This is a genomic window from Shinella sp. (assembly GCF_035998705.1).
Lineage (GTDB): Bacteria > Pseudomonadota > Alphaproteobacteria > Rhizobiales > Rhizobiaceae > Shinella.
Window position 1 is genome coordinate 179,300 of record NZ_DASYHH010000012.1, and the last position, 17,958, is coordinate 197,257.

Annotated in this window: 14 protein-coding genes; 7 read left to right on the forward strand and 7 right to left on the reverse strand. The window is 63.0% G+C overall.

The annotated features are described in order from the left end of the window. Window positions 1-40: 40 nt before the first annotated feature. Window positions 41-715 (reverse strand): TetR family transcriptional regulator C-terminal domain-containing protein, encoded by a 675-nt coding sequence (locus VGN93_RS10640; RefSeq protein ID WP_327507488.1) that lies wholly within the window; start codon window positions 713-715, stop codon window positions 41-43. Window positions 716-958: 243 nt separating this feature from the next. On the opposite strand from VGN93_RS10640, the gene VGN93_RS10645 reads away from it, so the two are divergent. The 5 genes from VGN93_RS10645 (at window position 959) to VGN93_RS10665 (ending at window position 7,005) form a co-directional block, all read left to right on the forward strand. Continuing rightward, window positions 959-2,557, forward strand: a complete 1,599-nt coding sequence (locus VGN93_RS10645) for an ABC transporter substrate-binding protein (protein WP_327507489.1) — start codon at window positions 959-961, stop codon at window positions 2,555-2,557. 82 nt (window positions 2,558-2,639) lie between these two features. Continuing rightward, complete coding sequence (locus tag VGN93_RS10650) at window positions 2,640-3,626, forward strand: ABC transporter permease (protein WP_327507490.1); 987 nt, start codon at window positions 2,640-2,642, stop codon at window positions 3,624-3,626. An 8-nt stretch (window positions 3,627-3,634) separates the two neighbouring features. Continuing rightward, window positions 3,635-4,528, forward strand: coding sequence for an ABC transporter permease (locus VGN93_RS10655; RefSeq protein WP_327507491.1), 894 nt, complete (start codon window positions 3,635-3,637; stop codon window positions 4,526-4,528). After that, window positions 4,518-6,161: an ABC transporter ATP-binding protein gene (locus tag VGN93_RS10660; protein ID WP_327507492.1), complete on the forward strand. Its 1,644-nt coding sequence runs from the start codon at window positions 4,518-4,520 to the stop codon at window positions 6,159-6,161. The genes VGN93_RS10655 and VGN93_RS10660 overlap by 11 nt, the downstream gene beginning before the upstream one ends. Window positions 6,162-6,225: 64 nt before the next feature. Continuing rightward, window positions 6,226-7,005, forward strand: coding sequence for a transporter substrate-binding domain-containing protein (locus tag VGN93_RS10665; RefSeq protein ID WP_327507493.1), 780 nt, complete (start codon window positions 6,226-6,228; stop codon window positions 7,003-7,005). A 273-nt stretch (window positions 7,006-7,278) separates the two neighbouring features. On the opposite strand, the gene VGN93_RS10670 is transcribed toward VGN93_RS10665, so the two are convergent. From VGN93_RS10670 to VGN93_RS10680, 3 genes are all read right to left on the reverse strand, one after another. Beyond that, entirely contained in the window at window positions 7,279-8,409 is a 1,131-nt protein-coding gene (locus tag VGN93_RS10670; RefSeq protein WP_327507494.1) for an FAD-binding oxidoreductase, read from the reverse strand. 145 nt (window positions 8,410-8,554) lie between these two features. Then, window positions 8,555-10,063: an amino acid ABC transporter permease/ATP-binding protein gene (locus VGN93_RS10675; protein ID WP_327507496.1), complete on the reverse strand. Its 1,509-nt coding sequence runs from the start codon at window positions 10,061-10,063 to the stop codon at window positions 8,555-8,557. A gap of 60 nt (window positions 10,064-10,123) precedes the next feature. Continuing rightward, window positions 10,124-10,960, reverse strand: coding sequence for an ABC transporter substrate-binding protein (locus VGN93_RS10680; protein WP_327507497.1), 837 nt, complete (start codon window positions 10,958-10,960; stop codon window positions 10,124-10,126). A 227-nt stretch (window positions 10,961-11,187) separates the two neighbouring features. Between VGN93_RS10680 and VGN93_RS10685 the strand changes: the two genes are divergently transcribed. Beyond that, complete coding sequence (locus VGN93_RS10685) at window positions 11,188-12,258, forward strand: LacI family DNA-binding transcriptional regulator (RefSeq protein WP_327507498.1); 1,071 nt, start codon at window positions 11,188-11,190, stop codon at window positions 12,256-12,258. Window positions 12,259-12,269: 11 nt separating this feature from the next. Here the strand turns inward: VGN93_RS10685 and VGN93_RS10690 are convergent, their stop codons facing one another. The 3 genes from VGN93_RS10690 to VGN93_RS10700 form a co-directional block, all read right to left on the reverse strand. After that, entirely contained in the window at window positions 12,270-14,345 is a 2,076-nt protein-coding gene (locus VGN93_RS10690) for an FAD-dependent oxidoreductase (RefSeq protein WP_327507499.1), read from the reverse strand. 18 nt (window positions 14,346-14,363) lie between these two features. Next, on the reverse strand, window positions 14,364-15,203 hold the full coding sequence (locus VGN93_RS10695; RefSeq protein ID WP_327507500.1) for a sugar phosphate isomerase/epimerase family protein: 840 nt from the start codon (window positions 15,201-15,203) through the stop codon (window positions 14,364-14,366). Between the two features lie 104 nt (window positions 15,204-15,307). Then, window positions 15,308-16,798 carry an FAD-dependent oxidoreductase gene (locus tag VGN93_RS10700; protein ID WP_327507501.1) on the reverse strand — a complete coding sequence of 497 codons (1,491 nt, stop codon included), beginning with the start codon at window positions 16,796-16,798 and terminating at the stop codon, window positions 15,308-15,310. Between the two features lie 147 nt (window positions 16,799-16,945). Between VGN93_RS10700 and VGN93_RS10705 the strand changes: the two genes are divergently transcribed. Next, the gene (locus tag VGN93_RS10705) at window positions 16,946-17,947 is read left to right on the forward strand and encodes an SIS domain-containing protein (protein WP_327507502.1); all 1,002 of its coding nucleotides are present in this window, start codon (window positions 16,946-16,948) and stop codon (window positions 17,945-17,947) included. The last annotated feature ends 11 nt before the right edge of the window (window positions 17,948-17,958 follow it).

A 17,958-nucleotide genomic window follows, 5' to 3' on the forward strand; every position in this document is an offset into this window, starting at 1 on the left:
GCATTTCGCTGCACGGCCGATTGCTTCATTTTTCTTGTCGTCACGCGCCGTCGGCCGCGCCGAAATCGGACGGGAAGAATGCGGCGAGGAATGTCAGGCAGAGCTTCCGGGAGCGCTCGCGCATGTCCGGGCTGTTTTCGCCGGTCACGTGGCTGAATACCCAGCAACCGTCGGTGATGGCGTAGAGGCCGCGCGCGATGGCCGGCGCATCGACCGTTACCGCGCGCTCGGCGGCAAGCTCCGACACCAGCGTCACCATCGTGTCGAGCGAGCGATGTTTCAGCTCGCTGCAACGCTTCTTGTACGCCGGAACACGGGATGCCTCCGCCCAGAACGCCATCCAGACAGCGAGGTTCTTGGTCTTGGCCACACGCGGATCGAAATCCACATCGATCAGGAGGCGCAGCTTTTCGGCCGGCGACGCGGAGGCAGATGCGGCGGCGTCGAGCCAGATCTTTTCATAATTGCTGGCCAGCAGATCCAGCACCGCAAGCAGCAGGCGCTCCTTCGTCTTGAAGTGGAATGCGATGACCCCGTAGCTGCATCCGGCCTCGTCGGCGATGTCGTTGACGGTGATGCCGGATAGCCCCCGACGCGCCACGACACTCAGCGCAGCATCCAGCAATTGCTGACGCCGTACCGAACTCTGGTTTGAAATTTCTGTAGTTTTTTTAGCCATGTTATTTTTAATAATGACGTAAACGACTGTAGTCAAATGCTTTTTCAAAAATCAAAACTGATCGATCGATCAATTTCTTATTGACCAATCAATCTAATGACATAATAGTGCCGCCACTGAAGCCGACCCGGTGAGGTTTCCGGTGCGTGGGAGCGCCGGGGATTTGCGGCACCAGAATGCGCACGCCGGGCTGGCCGCAAGGATCTGCGCCGTGTGTCCGTTGAGGATGCAGGCCGCGCCACCGCATCAAACGTGTCAGCAGAAAAAAAGGGGAACGTCATGAAGAATGAACAGGATCGTCCGGGCCAAACCAAACAAGGCGGCCTTCCGGCAGCAACGCGCCGCCAGTTCATGGGCGGGGTCGGCGCGCTGGTATTGAGCGCATCGCTTCTGCCGCTGGATATACGCGCCGCCTATGCCGCACCAAAACAGGGAGGCTCGGTCCGGTTCGCCATCAATGACGGTGCGCAGACCGACTCCTACGACCCGGCGACCTGGCAAAGTTCCTTCACGCAGGTGGTTTTCGGCGGAACGCTTTGCAACGCGCTCACCGAGCTTGCTGCCGACGGTTCGGCCGTCCCGGATCTCGCGGAAAGCTTTTCGGCCTCCGACGACCTGAAGGTCTGGACGTTCAAGCTGCGCGCCGACCTGCAATTCCATGATGGCGCGCCGGTCACGGCAAACGATGTGATCGAATCCTTCCGCCACCATATGGGTCCGTCGTCGAGTTCGGCCGCGAAGGCGCTCGTCGAGGCCATCACGGACGTCAAGGATGGCGGCGACGGCACGGTTGTCTTCACGCTTTCCGGCGGCAATGCCGACTTCCCGTACCTCGTGTCCGACTGCCACCTCGTCGTGATGCCGGCCAAGGCCGGCGGGGGCATCGACTGGGCGCGCGGCGTCGCCACCGGCCCCTATGTCATCGAGGATTCGCAGCCCGGCATCGCCGTCAAGATGAAGCGCAACCCGAACTATCACAAGCCGGGCCAGCCCTATTTCGACGCAGTCGAATTCGTCAACATCATCGATGTCGCTGCCCGCACCAATGCGCTCCTGACGGGCGAAATCGACTACATGGTCGATGCCGACATCAAGACGCTCAAGCTCCTGGAGCGCAACGCGGAGATCGAGATCTCGAAGGTCAGCGGCCTGCGCCACTTCAGCTTCAGCATGAACACCGCGATTGCACCCTTCGACAATCCGGACGTCCGCATGGCGGTGAAATACGCGATCGACCGCGACGATATCGTCGCCAAGGCCTTCCTCGGCAATGCCAAGGTGGCAAACGACAATCCGGTCGCCCCGCAGATCGCCTTTGCCGTCAATCCCGAGCCGGTGCACAGCTACAATATCGAGAAGGCGAAGGAGCATCTGGCGAAGGCCGGCCTGACCAGCGTCACGCTCGACCTGTCGGTTGCCGAAACGGCGTTCCCCAATGCCATCGACGCGGCGCTCCTCTTCAAGGAGCACGCGGCGAAGGCCGGCATCGAGATCAATGTCATCCGCGAGGCGGACGACGGCTACTGGGACAATGTCTGGCAGCACAAGCCCTTCGTCGGCGTCGACTGGCTGGGCAAGCCGACCTGCGATTCCCTGTTCACCACCACCTATGCCAGCGATGCGCCGTGGAACGACACCGCGTGGAAGAACGCGCGCTTCGACGAACTGCTGGTGCTCGGACGGGCCGAACCGGACACGGCAAAGCGGCAGGCCATTTACGGCGAAATGCAGCAGCTCCTGCATGATGACGGCGGCGCGCTCGTCATCGCCTATGCGCTGTTCATCGATGCCATGTCGAAGAAGATCGCACACGGCACGATCGGCAACATGCTGCAATGCGACAACTTCAGGATGGCCGAGCGCTGGTGGCTGGCCTGAGGCCTGCCCCGAGATCGCCTGACCGTCGCCGGTCATCGCCCTTTCGGGGCGGTGACCACCAGCGCCACCGGAAGATTGTCCATTGCACCAAGGCATCCTGTCAAACACGCTGTTCAGAACCGTTCTCGCGCGTCTCGGATCGGGTTTCGTGACGCTGTTCGTCGTGTCGCTGATCATCTTTGCAGCCATCGCCGTGTTGCCGGGCGATTTCGCGAAATCGACGCTCGGTCGCGCCGCAACGCCCGAGACGATCGCCAACTTCCAGAAGTCGCTCGGCCTCGACCAGCCCGCCGTGCAGCGCTACGCCACCTGGATCGGCGGCGCCGTCACCGGTGATCTCGGACTGTCGTTCTCGTCTGGCAGCGGCACGCCGCGCACTGTCGTCAGCATCATCGGCCCGCGCCTGGAGAACACGCTTTTTCTCGCCGGCATCACGGCGCTCGTCGCCGTTCCGATTGCCCTTGTGCTGGGTCTGATTGCCGCTATAAGGCGAAACAGCTGGCTGGACAAGGCGCTCAACGCCACGACACTCGCCAGCATTTCCTTTCCCGAATTCTTCGTCGCCTATGTGCTGATGCTGCTGTTCGCGGTGAAGCTGCCCATCTTCTATTCGCTCGCCCGCATCACGCCGGACATGGGTGCGGTCGAGACCTTCCAGCGCATAGCCCTGCCCGTCCTCACCCTGAGCTTCGGCATCATCGCCCATATGATGCGCATGACCCGCGCGGCCATCATCGGCCTGCTGTCCCATCCCTATATCGAAATGGCCAAACTCAAGGGCGTGCCGCCGTGGCGCGTCATCCTGCGCCATGCGCTGCCCAACGCCTGGGCGCCGATCGCGGCAGTGGTCGCATTCAACCTCGCCTACCTGATCGTCGGCGTTGTCGTGGTCGAGGTCGTCTTCGTCTATCCCGGCATCGGCCAGGCCATGGTGGATGCCGTGCGCTCGCGTGACATTCCGGTGGTGCAGGGATGCGCCCTGATTTTCGCCGCCTCCTACATCCTGCTCAATCTTCTGGCCGATGTCATCGCCATCGCGACCAATCCCCGGCTGGCACATCCGAGATGAGAGACACGATGCAAACAAGCGAAACGATCCAACCCGTTCGCCGCGTGCGCTATCGGCGCTCCCGTCTTGAGCAGGTCCGCGCGGGGCTGAGAAAGTCCTCCTGGAGCACCTGGCTCGGCCTCGCCGTCATCGTGCTCTATGCCATACTTGCGATCTTTGCCCCGTTGATCGCGCCCTATGGCGAGGCGGACGTCGTCTCGAGCGAACCCTTTGCGGACTGGAGCCGGACCTTCCTGCTCGGCACCGACCAGCTTGGCCGCGACGTCCTGAGCCGCATCATCTATGGCGCGCGCAATTCCGTCGGCATCGCGTTCGTCACGACCACCATCGCCTTCCTGCTCGGCGGCACGCTCGGCATCCTGTCCGCCATCTCGCCTTCCTGGCTCGATCATCTGCTGTCCGGCCTCGCCGACACGCTGATGGCAATCCCGCAGCTGATCTTCGCGCTCATCCTGCTCGCACTCTTCGGCTCGTCCATTCCGAGCATCGTGCTGAACATCGCCGTGCTCAATGCCACGCAGATTTTCCGGCTGGCGCGCTCGTCCGCCCGCAATGTCGCGGCCATGGAGTTCATCGAGGCCGCCAGCCTTCGCGGCGAGGGAACGGGATGGATCATCGTGCGGGAAATCCTGCCCAACATCCTGCCCATGCTGATCGCCGAGTTCGGCCTGCGCTTCTGCTTCGTCTTCCTCACCATCTCCGCCCTGTCCTTCCTCGGGCTCGGCATCCAGCCGCCCTCGGCGGACTGGGGAACGATGGTCCGGGAGGGGGCGACCTTCATCAGCTATGGCGACATCACGCCGTTGCTTCCCGCCGCCGCCATCGCCCTGCTGACGATCAGCATCAACTTCGTCGTCGACTGGTTCCTCGACATCGCAAGCGGACTGCGCAATGACCAGTAATCCCGCCGCCGAGACACGCCGGACCGGCGACACCCTGCTCGACATCCGCAACCTCACCATCGAGGCCGAGCGTGACGGCGTATGGCAACCGATCGTCAAGGACATCAGCCTTCACCTCAAGCGTGGAGAAGTTCTCGGCATCATCGGGGAATCGGGTGCCGGTAAATCGACACTCGGCCTCGCCGCCCTCGGATTTGCGCGCGCCGGCTGCCGATTTGCCGACGGCTCCGTCCTCTTCGACGGGCGCGATCTCCTGACGGAAACGGAGGAAAGCCGGCGGCGGTTGCGCGGCAACCGCATCGCCTATGTCGCGCAAAGTGCAGCGGCCTCTTTCAATCCTGCGCACCGGCTCATCGAGCAGACGATCGAATGCGCCATGATGCAGGGCAACACGTCGCGTACCCTTGCCATCCGCAATGCGAAGGACCTGTACGCCCAGATGCAGCTGCCCGACCCGGACAGCATCGGCGGACGCTTTCCGCACCAGGTCTCCGGCGGCCAGTTGCAACGGGCGATGACGGCAATGGCCATGACCTGCAAGCCGGATCTCATCGTATTCGACGAACCCACCACCGCGCTCGACGTGACGACGCAGGTCGAGGTGCTCGCCGCAATCCGCAGGATCGTCGAGGAGCATCACACCGCCGCTCTGTATATCACCCACGATCTCGCCGTCGTGGCACAGATGGCGCATCGCATCATGGTGCTGCGTCATGGCGAACTGGTGGAGCAGGCGGACACCGCCAAGATGCTCGCCGCACCGGAAAAAGCCTATACGCGCTCGCTCTGGGCAGTCCGCACGATGGAGAAGCCGGAAGAACCACCCGCCGAGACCATGCTCGAGATTGCCAATGTCGAGGCGCATTACGGCACGTTCAAGGTTCTGGACAACGTTTCCGTCGCGCTGCCGGCGGGCAGGACCGTTGCGGTCGTCGGTGAATCCGGTTCCGGTAAATCGACGCTCGCCCGCGTCATCGCCGGCCTGTTGCCCCCTGTCGCCGGCACAATCAGCCTCAACGGCGTTCGCCTCGCGCCCTCCCTGAAGCAGCGCAGCCGCGATCAGCTGCGCCGTATCCAGATGATCTACCAGTCGGCCGATACCTCGCTCAATCCGCAGCAGACGGTGCTCGATCTCGTCGGCCGGCCGCTGTCGTTCCATTTCGGCCTTCGCGGCCGGGCGCGGGACCTCCGCGTCGCCGAACTGCTCGACATGGTCGAGTTGAGCGACCGCCACATCATCAGCTTTCCCCCGGAACTGTCGGGCGGGCAGAAACAGCGCGTTTCCATTGCCCGCGCAATCGCGGCCGATCCCGACGTGTTCATCTGCGATGAAATCACCTCGGCGCTCGACCAGCTGGTACAGGAGCAGATTCTCAAGCTGATCCTCAAGCTCCAGAAGGAGATGAACAAGACCTACCTGTTCATCACCCATGACATCGCGACGGTGAATGCCATCGCGGACCATGTCGTCGTGATGCATCGGGGACAGGTCGTGCAGCAGGGCGCCAAGGCATCGGTCATGTCCTCTCCCGACCATCCCTATACGCGAAAACTCCTGTCGGCCGTGCCGCAGATGGATGCCGGCTGGCTAGACGCGGCCATCGCCAGCAGCAGGGCAACGAACAGCCGTTAAAAACAAGAACGACGCGAACGTCGCAAGAAATCCAACATCGACAACAATAAGGGTGAACGAACACATGAAAAATCTCACGACCGTCCTTCTTTCCGCGACCCTGGTCTTCGGACTGCAATTCGCGCGGGACGCCGCCGCGCAGGGACCGGACTGGAACGAAATCCAGATCGCCACGGAAGGCGCCTATCCGCCGTTCAACTTCGTCGATTCAGCCGGCAAGCTGCAGGGCCTCGACGTCGACATCGCCAATGCGCTTTGCGCGGAAATGAAAGCAAAATGCACGATCGTCGCCCAGGATTGGGACGGCATCATTCCGGGGCTCAAGGCCAAGAAATTCGATGCCATCGTCGCCTCCATGTCGATCACCGAAGAGCGCCTGAAGGAAATCGACTTTTCCAAGAAATACTACAGCTCCAAACTCTCCGTCATGACCAAGGCCGACAGCGACCTGGCAGGCATCAAGCCGGAAAGTTTTGACGGCAAGACGATCGGTGCCCAGTCGTCGACGCCCCAGGCCGAGCAGGCCGAGGCGACCTTCGGCAAACACGGCGCGACGGTCAAACTCTACCCGTCGCAGGACGAGGCCGATATGGACCTCACCAACGGCCGGCTCGACGGGATCATCGCCGACAAGTTCTATCTCGCCGCCTGGATGAAAAGCACCGGCGCCGGCTGCTGCAAATTGATCGGCGATCTCGCCGAAGGCCAGACGGAGATCGGCGTCGGCCTGCGCAAGGAAGACGGTGCGCTGAAGGAAAAGATCAACGCCGCCATGGACGCCATCGTCGCGAACGGCACCTACAAGGCTATCGTCTCGAAGTATTTCGACTTCGATATCTACTGACGCACGATTGAAGCGCTAACCTCAATATCTCCATCGCAACCTCGACGTTGCGGTGGAAATTGATGTCCATAGCCTCAACTCATCCCAGTGCAACGCTCATCCGGGCGCCTCTGTACACCCCGCCGCTGTAGCGGCGGGCTCGCGTTCTCGATATCTGCGACGACGGGCTTAGAGTTTGTCAGGGAAAAGTGGGAACCGGTTTTCCCGAAAAGACAAACGAAAACAAAAGAACTAATTTAGAGTATGTCTGGATCAGTCTGAACCAGACATACTCTAGGTTCCCGTGAATCGCTCCGGCCGGAACGTCGCCAGCATGGGATGCTCGCAACCGGTGGCAACCTCGTAGGCGAGTAGCTCGCCGACGATGAGGCCGAGCGTCGCGCCGCTGTGGCTGAAGGCGACGTAGTAGCCGGGGATCGCCTTGAGAGCACCGATCACCGGTTCGCCATCTCCGGGGATCGGCTTGCCACCGACGCCGATGGAAGCGACCTCGAGCTTCGGATTGCCCTCCATCACCTTTGCAGCTTCGATCAGAAGCGCCTGAACGACACTGTCGTCTATGTCGTAACCGCCATCCGCCCGCATCGTCACGCCCTCGTCCGCTGCCCAGTCGGCATCCAGCGAGAAGGTGCCGCCCGGCGCGGGGCGAACGGCGACGCGTGGCGTGTTGAGCACGGCGCGCAGCGGATGGGCGAGTGGCTTGGTTTGCACGAGAAGAGCGATCGGTGTCCCGTCCCCGATGGTCTGTCCGTTTTCAGCGGCCATCTTCGGCACGGCGGGTCCCGTCGCGAGCACGACGGCATCGGCCGCGAAGCGGTTGCCTGTCGACGTCTGCGCGCCCACGGCGCGGCCATCTTCGACCATGACCCGGGCCGCCCCCTGGTCCATCACCAGCACCCCACCGAGCGCAGAAAACTCCTCCAGCAGCACGCCGATCAACATCGGCAGGTCGACCCAGCCTTCGCCGGGATTGAAGATCGCGCCTTGCGGCGTGATCGCGCGCACATCGAGACCGGGCGTGACGTCGGCGGCATCGTTTGCCGAAAGCTTTTGCGCCTCATAGGCGAGCGACACCTCATGGCGATAGGCCGCATCGATCTCGTTGCGCTCGTCGTCGGCATCCCAGGTCAGGCCGCCATGGAAGCGAAGCCATTCCGCGTCCGGATATCGCGTCGAGAGTGTGCGGTAGCGGTCAATGCCGGCCATGCGCAGGCGATGATAAGGGGCCGAGCGCATCCGCGCCGAATTCAGCCAGGAAAGCGAGCGGCCTGAAGCGCCGTTGGCCGGCGGGCCATCATTGAGGATCGTGACGCGGATGCCGCGACGGGCAAGCTGAACGCCCGTGGAAACGCCGAAGATGCCGGCGCCGATGATGACGGCCGAAGAGATAGTGTTGTCTGTCATGGGGTGTCTTTCAATCGGTTGGTCATGCGAATGGATGAGCGGTTCAGGGCTGTTCCCACCGACCGCTGGCGGCGAAGCGGAAGAGCGCGTCGATCATCTTCCCGGTTGCGTATCGTTCGTGTCATCTTTCTCTCCTCACCCGCGCTCAAAGCACTTCCGCGAGGAAGCGCTGGAGACGCGGGCTCTGCGGGTTGTCGAAGATCGCCTCGGGCGTGCCGGCTTCCACCACGCGTCCCTCATCCATGAAGACCACCTGATCGGCGACGCGGCGGGCAAAGCCCATTTCGTGCGTGACGACGACCATGGTCATGCCGCGCTTGCCGAGATCGGCCATTAGGTTGAGCACGCCCTTGACCAGTTCCGGGTCCAGCGCACTCGTCACCTCGTCGAAGAGGATGACTTCCGGCTCCATGGCGAGCGCACGGGCAATGGCGACGCGCTGTTGCTGGCCGCCGGAAAGGCCGCCGGGGCGGTGGTGCTGGCGGTTGGCCAGTCCGACATCGGCGAGTCGCGCCTGGGCGATGCGCTCGGCCTCGACCCGTGGCAGACCCTTGATCTTCGTCAGCGACAGCATGACGTTTTCCAGCGCGGTGTGATCCGGAAAGAGGTTGAAGTGCTGGAAGACCATGCCCACCCGGCGGCGAAGATGCTCGGGTTTCATGGCGAGGATGCTGTCGCCGTCGATGAGGATGTCGCCGCTCTTCAGCTCGACCAGCCGGTTGAGGCAACGCAGCAGGGTCGACTTGCCGGAGCCGGACGGGCCGACGATGCAGGTGACGCTGCCGGGCTTCACCGAAAGATCGACGCCCTTTAGAACGTCCAGCTCGCCATAGGCCATGCGAAGCTGGCGGACATCGAGGCTGCCGCCCTTGAATGTGGCGCCCGAGGCGCGGTTGGCGTTGTCGAGTTCGCTGACTTCCTCCAGCCCGCTGGTGATGACTGCCGGGCGCTGCTTGCCGATCCGCAGGCGATTGTCGATCGCGTTGACGACATGGGTGAGCGGCACGGTGACGACGAGATAGAAGACGCCCGCCAGCAGCAGCGGCGAAAGATTGCCCGTCACGACGGCCTGATCCTGCCCGACGCGAAAGATCTCACGTTCGGAGGCGAGCAGGCCGAGGAAGTAGACGAGGCTCGAATCCTTGACGTTGCCGATGAACTGGTTGACGAGGGCCGGAAGCACGCGACGTACGCCCTGCGGCACGACGATGAGCCGCATGCCCTGGCCGTAGCTCATCGACAGCGCCCGGCACGCCTCCATCTGGCCGCGATCGACGCTCTGGATGCCCGAGCGGAAGATTTCGCCGATATATGCCCCGGCGATCAGGCTCAGTGCCAGTATACCGAGCGGATAGGGCGAAGGGCCGAAGAGTTCGCGGCCGACACGCGCAAAGCCCTGGCCGATCAACAAAATGGTGACGATGGCCGGCAGGCCGCGGAAAACATCGGTGTAAATGCGGGCCGGAATGCGAAGCCAGGCCGAGCGCGAAATGCCCATGATGGCGAGCACCATTCCAATGACGACGCCAAGCACCGTCGAGGTGGCCGCCAGGATCAGCGTGTTCTTGAGACCGACGGTGATCATGGTCGGCAGGACTTCGGCCATGGCATTCCAGTCGAGGAAGCTGCGGCGCAGATTTTCAAGCCAGTTCATCAGGAGGTCCCTTGAAAGAAGGGCCGGTCCGACCGGAAAGGCCGGACCGGCAAGGCGGCATCACGGCTTGGGAAGATAGGTGTCGGGCATCGGCGTGCCGGGGAACCACTTTTCATGCAGCGTCTTCCAGGTACCGTCCTGCATGGCTTCGTGCAGGCCCTTGTTCAGCGCCGCGCGCAGCGCATCGTTGCCCTTGCGGATGACGAAACCGGCCGGCGCGTCGAAGCTCGGGATGTTGACCGCCACTTTCAGTTCGGGATAGCGCGCCGAATAGTCCTTCGCCGCCTCGTAGTCGAGGAAATGGGCGTCGACCGTGCCATTGTTGAGGGCCGAAACGGCGGAGTTGTTGTCCGGGAATTTCACGAGGTCGGTTCCGGTGAAATTCTTCTCGGCATAGATTTCCTGCAGCGTGCCCTGCACGACGCCGAGGCGCTTGCCCTTGAGGCCGGCCGCAGCGGTGATGCCGGCGTCCGGCGTCAGCACGGTGAGGAAGCCGGCGAGATAGCCGTCCGAGAAATCGACGTTCTCTTTGCGCTTGTCGGTCGTGCCGATGGCCGCGGCCGCGATGTCGAAGCGGCTGTTGGCGACCGAGGGCATCAGCGCGGAAAATTCCTGCCCCGTGAAGATCACCTGCTCCTTCTTGAAGCCCATGCGCTCGGCGACATTGAGGATGAGCTCGATATCGAAACCGGTGAAATTGCCGTCAGCGGTGGTGAAAGCATAGGGCTTGGCATCGCCCATCGTACCGACGCTGATGACGGCGGGATCGATCAGGCCGAGTGGATTGTCCTCGGCAAGCGCCGGCGTCGCGGCACCTGTCAGGATACCAAGGGCAACCGCGATGGCGGTGGTGCGCATTCGGGCAAAGGGGGAAGTGAAGGCTTCGGTAAATCGCATTGGTTTCGTCTCCTCTGGTGGTGTTGCTGCAATGTCTTCAAGGCGCACGGATCCCGTCCGGGCGGCGGTACGATCCACGCGCCCGACCCATGCAACTCGCATGTCAGATTTTAGCGTTCTTATTATTGAGACCGGTCTCAAATATAAAGAGACCGGTCTCTTTGACTTTTCGCAATTGTTATCTTCGCATTTGCCAGTCGTCAATATCTCTTGTAAGGCTTGCGTTCATGGATCAGAGCCAATCCCAAAACACCTCCGTCACCGTAGCCGACGTCGCCCGCAAGGCTGGCGTCTCGAAGGCGACGGCCGCGCGCGTACTCGGGGGATACGGAACGGTCAGCGAGCGGGTGCGCGAAGCCGTGACCGCCGCCGCGCGCTCGCTCGATTACCGGCCGAACGAGCTTGCCCGCAGCATGACGACCGGCCGCTCGGGCACGATCGGCGTGGTGGTGGGCGATATCGAAAACCCGTTTTTCAGCCTTGCCGTGCGAGGGATCACCGACGTCGCCCGACAGGCCGGCTTCACCGTCATTCTCATCAATTCCGGCGAGGATGCGGAAATCGAAAAGGCCGCGATCCGCACGCTGCTTGCCAAGCGGGTGGACGGCCTGATCGTCTCGCCGGCCAAGGAAAGCGATGTCGGGCATCTCCGGGAGGCTACGGGCTCCGGCCGGCCGCTTGCGCTGCTCGATCGCGGCAGCGAATTCCTCGACGTCGACACGGTCATCGCCGACGACCGGCATGCCGCCGAGGACGTCACGCGCCAGCTCATCGCGCGCGGCCACCGCCGCATCGCCTATCTCACCGCCTGCGACACGCCGGATCATCTTTTCCGCACACCCGCCGACATCAACACCGGCTCGGTGCGCCGGCGCATCGAGGGCTTTCTCGGCACCTGCGGCGAAGCGGGCCTGACGGAAACGGAAAGTTGGGTACATATGGGCGCGGTAACGCCGGAGGAAACGCGCCGCATCGCCACGCAGATCCTCGAGGCGAAAAATCGTCCAACGGCGATCATCGCGTCGGACAGCGTGATCGGCCTTGAGGTCTTCAAGGTCTGCCGCGGACTTGGCCTTCGGATTCCGCACGATCTGTCGCTGGTGTCGTTCCACGATGCGGACTGGACGTCCGTTACGACGCCGCCCGTCACCGTCGTCCGCCAGCCCGTTTACCGTCTCGGCGAGACGGCAGCCAAGCTGCTGGTCGAGAGGCTGAACGGACACCGCACGGAGGCGGTCCGCGTTGTCCTGCGGACGGAAGTCGTCGAGCGCGCCTCCGTCGCAAATGCGCCCGCATAGATATCAGGTCCTCAGAACTGCATCCCCAGCCGCAGGGCATCCAGCATGGCGGCATGAACCGACCGGCTGCTGACGGCGTCGCCGATCCGGTGCAGTTCGAAGCGGGCCGGCGGCCGGGCGCGGAGAGGCGCCGGGCCGACCAGACTTTCGATCCCGGTGACGCCGTCGTTCACCGAAAAGGGTCGCAATTCGTCGAAGAGGTCGTTCACCGGCATCGTGTCATGCTCGATGATGACCTGCGCGTGGGTCTCGCGCAATTCCCGGCCCGTCAGCAGATGACGCAACACCACGTCTCGCCGCCCTTCCCGCGCACGCACCGAAACCAGTTCGTATTCCAGCAGAACCCGCACATCATGCTCGGCAAGCGTTTTGCGGTAGGCAATGCTCGAATGATGCTCCATTTCCGGGGCGACCGACGGGTCGCGGGCAACGAACGTTACCATTTTACCAGCGGCCGCGATCTCGGCGGCAACCAAGGGTGCGGGATGGCGCCCGGTCGCGTCGTAGATCAGCACGTCATCGGCAACTTGCATGGGGTTGCCGAGGGCGTCAAAGACACTGAGGCACAACTCGCTCCCCATGACGGGGCCGAAATCCGGAACGCCGCCGGTGGCGACGAGGACGAGATCGGGTGCTTCGGCAAGAACCTCGGATGCTTCCGCGTAGACATTCAGCCGGACATCCACGCCGAGCCGTTCCAATTCGGCGATGCGCCAGTCGACGATGCCGATCAGGTCGCGGCGAAGACGGACTTTTGCGGCGAGGACCAGCTGTCCGCCGAGCCGATCCGCCGCTTCGAAAAGCACGACATCGTGTCCCCGCTCGGCCAGCACCCGCGCGGCCTCCAGCCCTGCAGGTCCGCCACCCACGATAAGGGCCTTTCGGCCCGCATTCGGCGACCGGTCGATGACCTGCGGCAGCCAGGTCTCGCGGCCCGTTGCCGGATTGTGGATGCAATGCACCGCGCGATAGAGACAGTGCGACGCACCCACACATGGGCGGATCTGCTCCGTCCTGCCCGATCGTAGCTTGTTGACGATCTGCGGGTCCGCCATATGCGCGCGCGTCATGCCGACCATATCGACCAGTCCCGCATCGACGGCATAGCGCGCCGTGGCGACATCGGCGATCTTGGCGGCATGAAAGACCGGCAATCCCGTCTGCGTCTTGAACATTCCGACCTGGCGAAGCCACGGCGCGGACGCAGCCATCATGTCCGGGATGTTGTAGACGAGCAGGTTGAGGCGCGTGTCGAACCGGCCGAAAATGCAGTTGAAGAAATCGATCAGTCCCTCGCGCTCCAGCATGTTGGCAACAGTGACCGCTTCGGCAAAGCTCAAGCCTTCCGCATGGTCCTCATCGATCGTGTAGCGGATGCCGAGCGGATAATCGGCTCCCACCTGGCGGCGGATCTCGTCATAGACCATGCGAAGGAAGCGCGTCCGATTTTCCAGGGAGCCACCGAAATTATCGGCGCGGCGATTGACCATCGGCGACAGGAACTGCCCGATCAGATGACCGCCCGTCATGGTCTCCACACCGTCGAGCCCGCCGTCGCGCGCACGCCGGGCAGCCTGGCCGAAGTCACGCACGATCCGCGCAATATCGTGGCGGTCCATCTCGTGGGCGAAGTTGCGGTTGTAATCCTCGCGGGAGTGGGAGGGGCCGAGCGCGGGAAGCCAGGCGCCCACCGTCGCGTTCGCGCGCCGGCCGACATGCGAGATCTGACACATGACCGCCGCACCGTGGCGATGGATGCGCTCGGAGAAAGCGCGAAACACCGGAACGATCGCATCGCTCGAAACGTCGAGCTGCGTGCCGCCCCAGCTCGTATCGGCGGAAATGCGGGCCGAGCCGCCGAACATCGTCAGCGCAAGCCCACCCCTCGCCTTCTCCTCGTGATACCGCTGATAGGCTTCGAGCGGGTGGCCGCCCTCGTCGAGAGCGGTCTCGTGGCTGGTGCTCATGATCCGGTTGCGCAACGTCAGGCGACCGATCTGCAATGGCCGCAGCAACGGGTCGGTCTTTCCGGCTGGACCTGTGGCCGCGCCGGTGCCCGGGCCACCCGAAAGCGTTCGCTCTTCCATGATCGTATCCCCGGTTGTCTACGCCATGCCGAGGGCGCTGCGCATGGCCGAAACGCATTGCTTCAACGGCGGGGTGGGATCGACATTGTATTTCCAGTTCGTCAGCTCGATCGTCAGCGAGCCCTCATAGTTCTGGCTGCGGAGATAGGCGACCAGCTTGTCCAGGTCGATCATGCCGTCGCCCCAGGCGAGATGGCTTCCGCCAGCATCCGCGTCGGTGAAATGCACATGCGCGACGCGGCCGGCGAGATGGGTGAAGTAGTCCTCCGGCGTCTCATGCGTCATCACCGCGCCCGCGACGTCGTAGACCGCGTGGAGCGCGGGGCTTGCGAGCTTGTCCATCAAGTCGCGGATCTCTTTTGCCGATCGAATGATGTTGGCGAACGAATCCGGCAGCGCCTCCATCCACAGATCGACACCGAGTTTTTGCGCACGGTCGCAGAGGATGCCCATGGAATCGACACAGCGCTCCAGCGCCTGCGACGCCGGCTCGTCGCGGTAACCGCCGCCCGCCGTCACCAGAAGCGCCGGCGCACCGCATTCGACGGCAAATTCCATCGACTCCAGGAAATAGCGCACCGAACGGTCGCGCAACTCCGGCTCCTTCGCCGAGATGTTGATGGGATAGATACATTGTTCCGGCGTGAAGGCGACGATGTCGAGGCCCATGCCGCGCACTTTCCGCCCAAGCGTCCGCGCATCGGCGAGCGTCTTGTCACCGATGTAGAAATGCGGCGCCGCAGCCCAGAGCTCGATGCGCGAGACCCCGGCGTCGCACACATCGGCCAGAAACCGATCCATCGTATGCCGGACATAGTGAAAGTTCATTACGCTGATGTTGCGCTCGTCAAGTGCCATTACCTGCCTCCTCCCCTGAGTTTCGATACGGAATTCCTGGTCATTTCTGAGAACGTTCTCTCTTTTGCGTCAACGACTTCACATCCACCAGTCTTCGTTGCAGATCACGGAGGCGACGCCTTGAGACCGAATTCCGTGACGGTTTCCTCGATGAAGCGGGCGATCTGCGCTGCTGTCTCATCCGGCGTCCAGCCGAGATGCGGGGCGGCCAATCGTGCAGCTGATTCCGCGTGGCGCAGGCCGAGATCCGGCTCCCAGCCGACGGAGAGGCGGCGGCGCAAAATATCCGAAAGCGTGCGGGCCTGCTCGTGCAGGATGGCATGGGCGACCGAGGCTTCCGTGACGTGGTCGATGTCCTCGACGGGCCGCGGTGCAGGTTCAAGCGGACGCTTCGGCCCGGACGGCTTGAGGCGGCGCGACACGGCGCGCGTAAGCCGCCGCCCGGCGTCGCGATGGGTCATCAGCAACCCGCCGGTGAAGGTGAAGATGTTCGACAGGCCCTCCTCGGTAAGGTCGTGTTCCCGGACGGTCGGCGCGGAACCCACGCCGTCTCTGGCAAGGCTGCGCGGCCGCACGCCCGCCCAGGAATAGAGTACATCCTCCCGGCGCAGCCCGAGGCCGGGAAACAGTCGCCCCAACTGGTCGAGAATAGCGGCGATTTCCGCCTCGTTCGCCCGGAAGCCTTCGGGCCGGCCGTCGGAGGCGGAATCCCACGGACCAACATAGTGCAGGTCACCCCAGGGGATCAGATAGAAGGGTGCGCCGGCTGCCGTGACGGTCTCGAAACCGATGCCCTGCAGGCTTTCGGGCAGGCGAAGGACGATGTTCGTACCCTTTTCACCGATGTTCTTGCGGATATGCGGCGCACCGGCGAGGGCGGTGATTTCATCGACCCAGACCCCCGCGCAGTTGACCACGGCGCGCGTCAGCACATCGCGCGACCGCTCGGGCGCCGCCAGAGTAACCCGCCAAAGATCGCCTTCGCGCACCAGCCCGCTCACCGCCGTGTGGTTCAACGCCTCCATGCCGATCGCGCGCGCCTTCATCACCGTATCCACCACGATGCGCTCCGGCCACTGATACTGATATTCGGTAAAGGTCATCGCCCCGCGAATGTCTTCGAGCCCGGCCATGCCTTGCAGGGCCGGATGTGCCTGCGCTTCCCTCTGGGAAAGGATGCGGAGATCGAGCGCGACCTTCCCGCCGTCGCTCGCCGCCATCAGGCGGAAGGCGAGTTGTGCCTTCCAGCGGGGAATGGCGTTCTCCCGTGTCAGCGGAACGATGAAGGTGACGGGTTTGACACGCTCGGGCGCGGTGTGGACGAACTCGGCCCTGCCCCGCATCGCCCGGTGCATGAGGCGGAAACATTCGATCGCGCTGCGCGGCCGGGTGAGGAATGCGGCGATCGATCCGCTGGCAGCGGAGAGATAACCGAGCCCGCAATGCTGCAACCGAGAGGTTTTGCTGGAGGTGCCGGAACCATAGTCGTCGCGCTCGACGAGCAGCGTGCGGTAGCCTGCAGCCGTCAGATGTTGCCCTGCCGCCGCGGCGATGATACCGCCACCGACCACCACGGTGTCGTAAGTCTGGGTCACATCCAATTCCGCCTGTTTGTCGCGTGGCTTCACATTTGTCCGCCGGATGTGAGAACGTTCGCAAAGTTTGGCCACGACTGTCAAGCCGCTTGACGCGGCCTCGAAAACTATAATACGTATTATAACGTCATATAGAAAGGTACGGCCATGTCCCTCCCCTCCGCGTTTGACGCCGGCGTTGTCGCCGCGCTTTCCGCACTCGATACAAAATCGTTGAAACATGTGTTCTTCGTCGCCTGCGGCGGCTCGCTGTCGATCATGCATCCGGCGAAGTTCCTGCTGGACCAGCACGCGCCGCTGCCGTCGGATGTCTACAACGGCGCCGAATTCGTCGCCCGCGCGCCGCGGTCGCTGGATCAGAATTCGCTGGTCATTCTCTGCTCGATGACGGGCACGACCAAAGAGACCACCGCCGCTGCCGAGTTCGCCCGGTCCAAGGGCGCAGCAACCATCGGCCTGACGGTCGAGCCGGCCTCCCCGCTTGGCAAGACGGTCGATCATGTCGTCGGATTCGAGGCGCCTTACACGACCGGCGTACCGATCGATGCAAAGAACAGCAACTATTCGCGGATCTACCAGATCGTCATGGGCCTCGTTGCTCTCACCGGTGGCGAAGATCTGACGGAGACGCTGATCGAAAGCCTGCTCGCCCTTCAGCCGGCCATCGATCGTGCGCAGGCCGCCTTCGCGCCGATGTTCGACGACTATGCGCCGCGCTTTGCGAAGGAAGACGTGGTCTATACGGTTGCCAGCGGAGCGAGCTATGGCGCCGCCTATTCCTTTGCCATCTGCGTGCTCATGGAAATGCAGTGGATCAACAGCCAGGCGATCCATGCCAACGAGTTCTTCCATGGGCCCTTCGAGGTGCTGGACAAGGACCGCGCCTTCATCCTCATGAAGGGCCTCGACAGCACGCGGCCGCTGGAGGAACGCGCCGATGAATTCCTGCACCGCTTCGGCTCGGCGCAGAATATCCTCGTTCTCGATGCCGAGAAGCTCGATCTCTCCGGCATCGATCCGCAGTTCCGTGGCAACGTCGTGCCGCTGATCTTCTTCGACACACTGTGGCGTTTCGCCTATAAGATCGCCGAACTGCGCAAGCACGAGATGCTCGAGGCACGGCGCTACATGAAGAAGATCAGCTACTGATCAAACCTGGT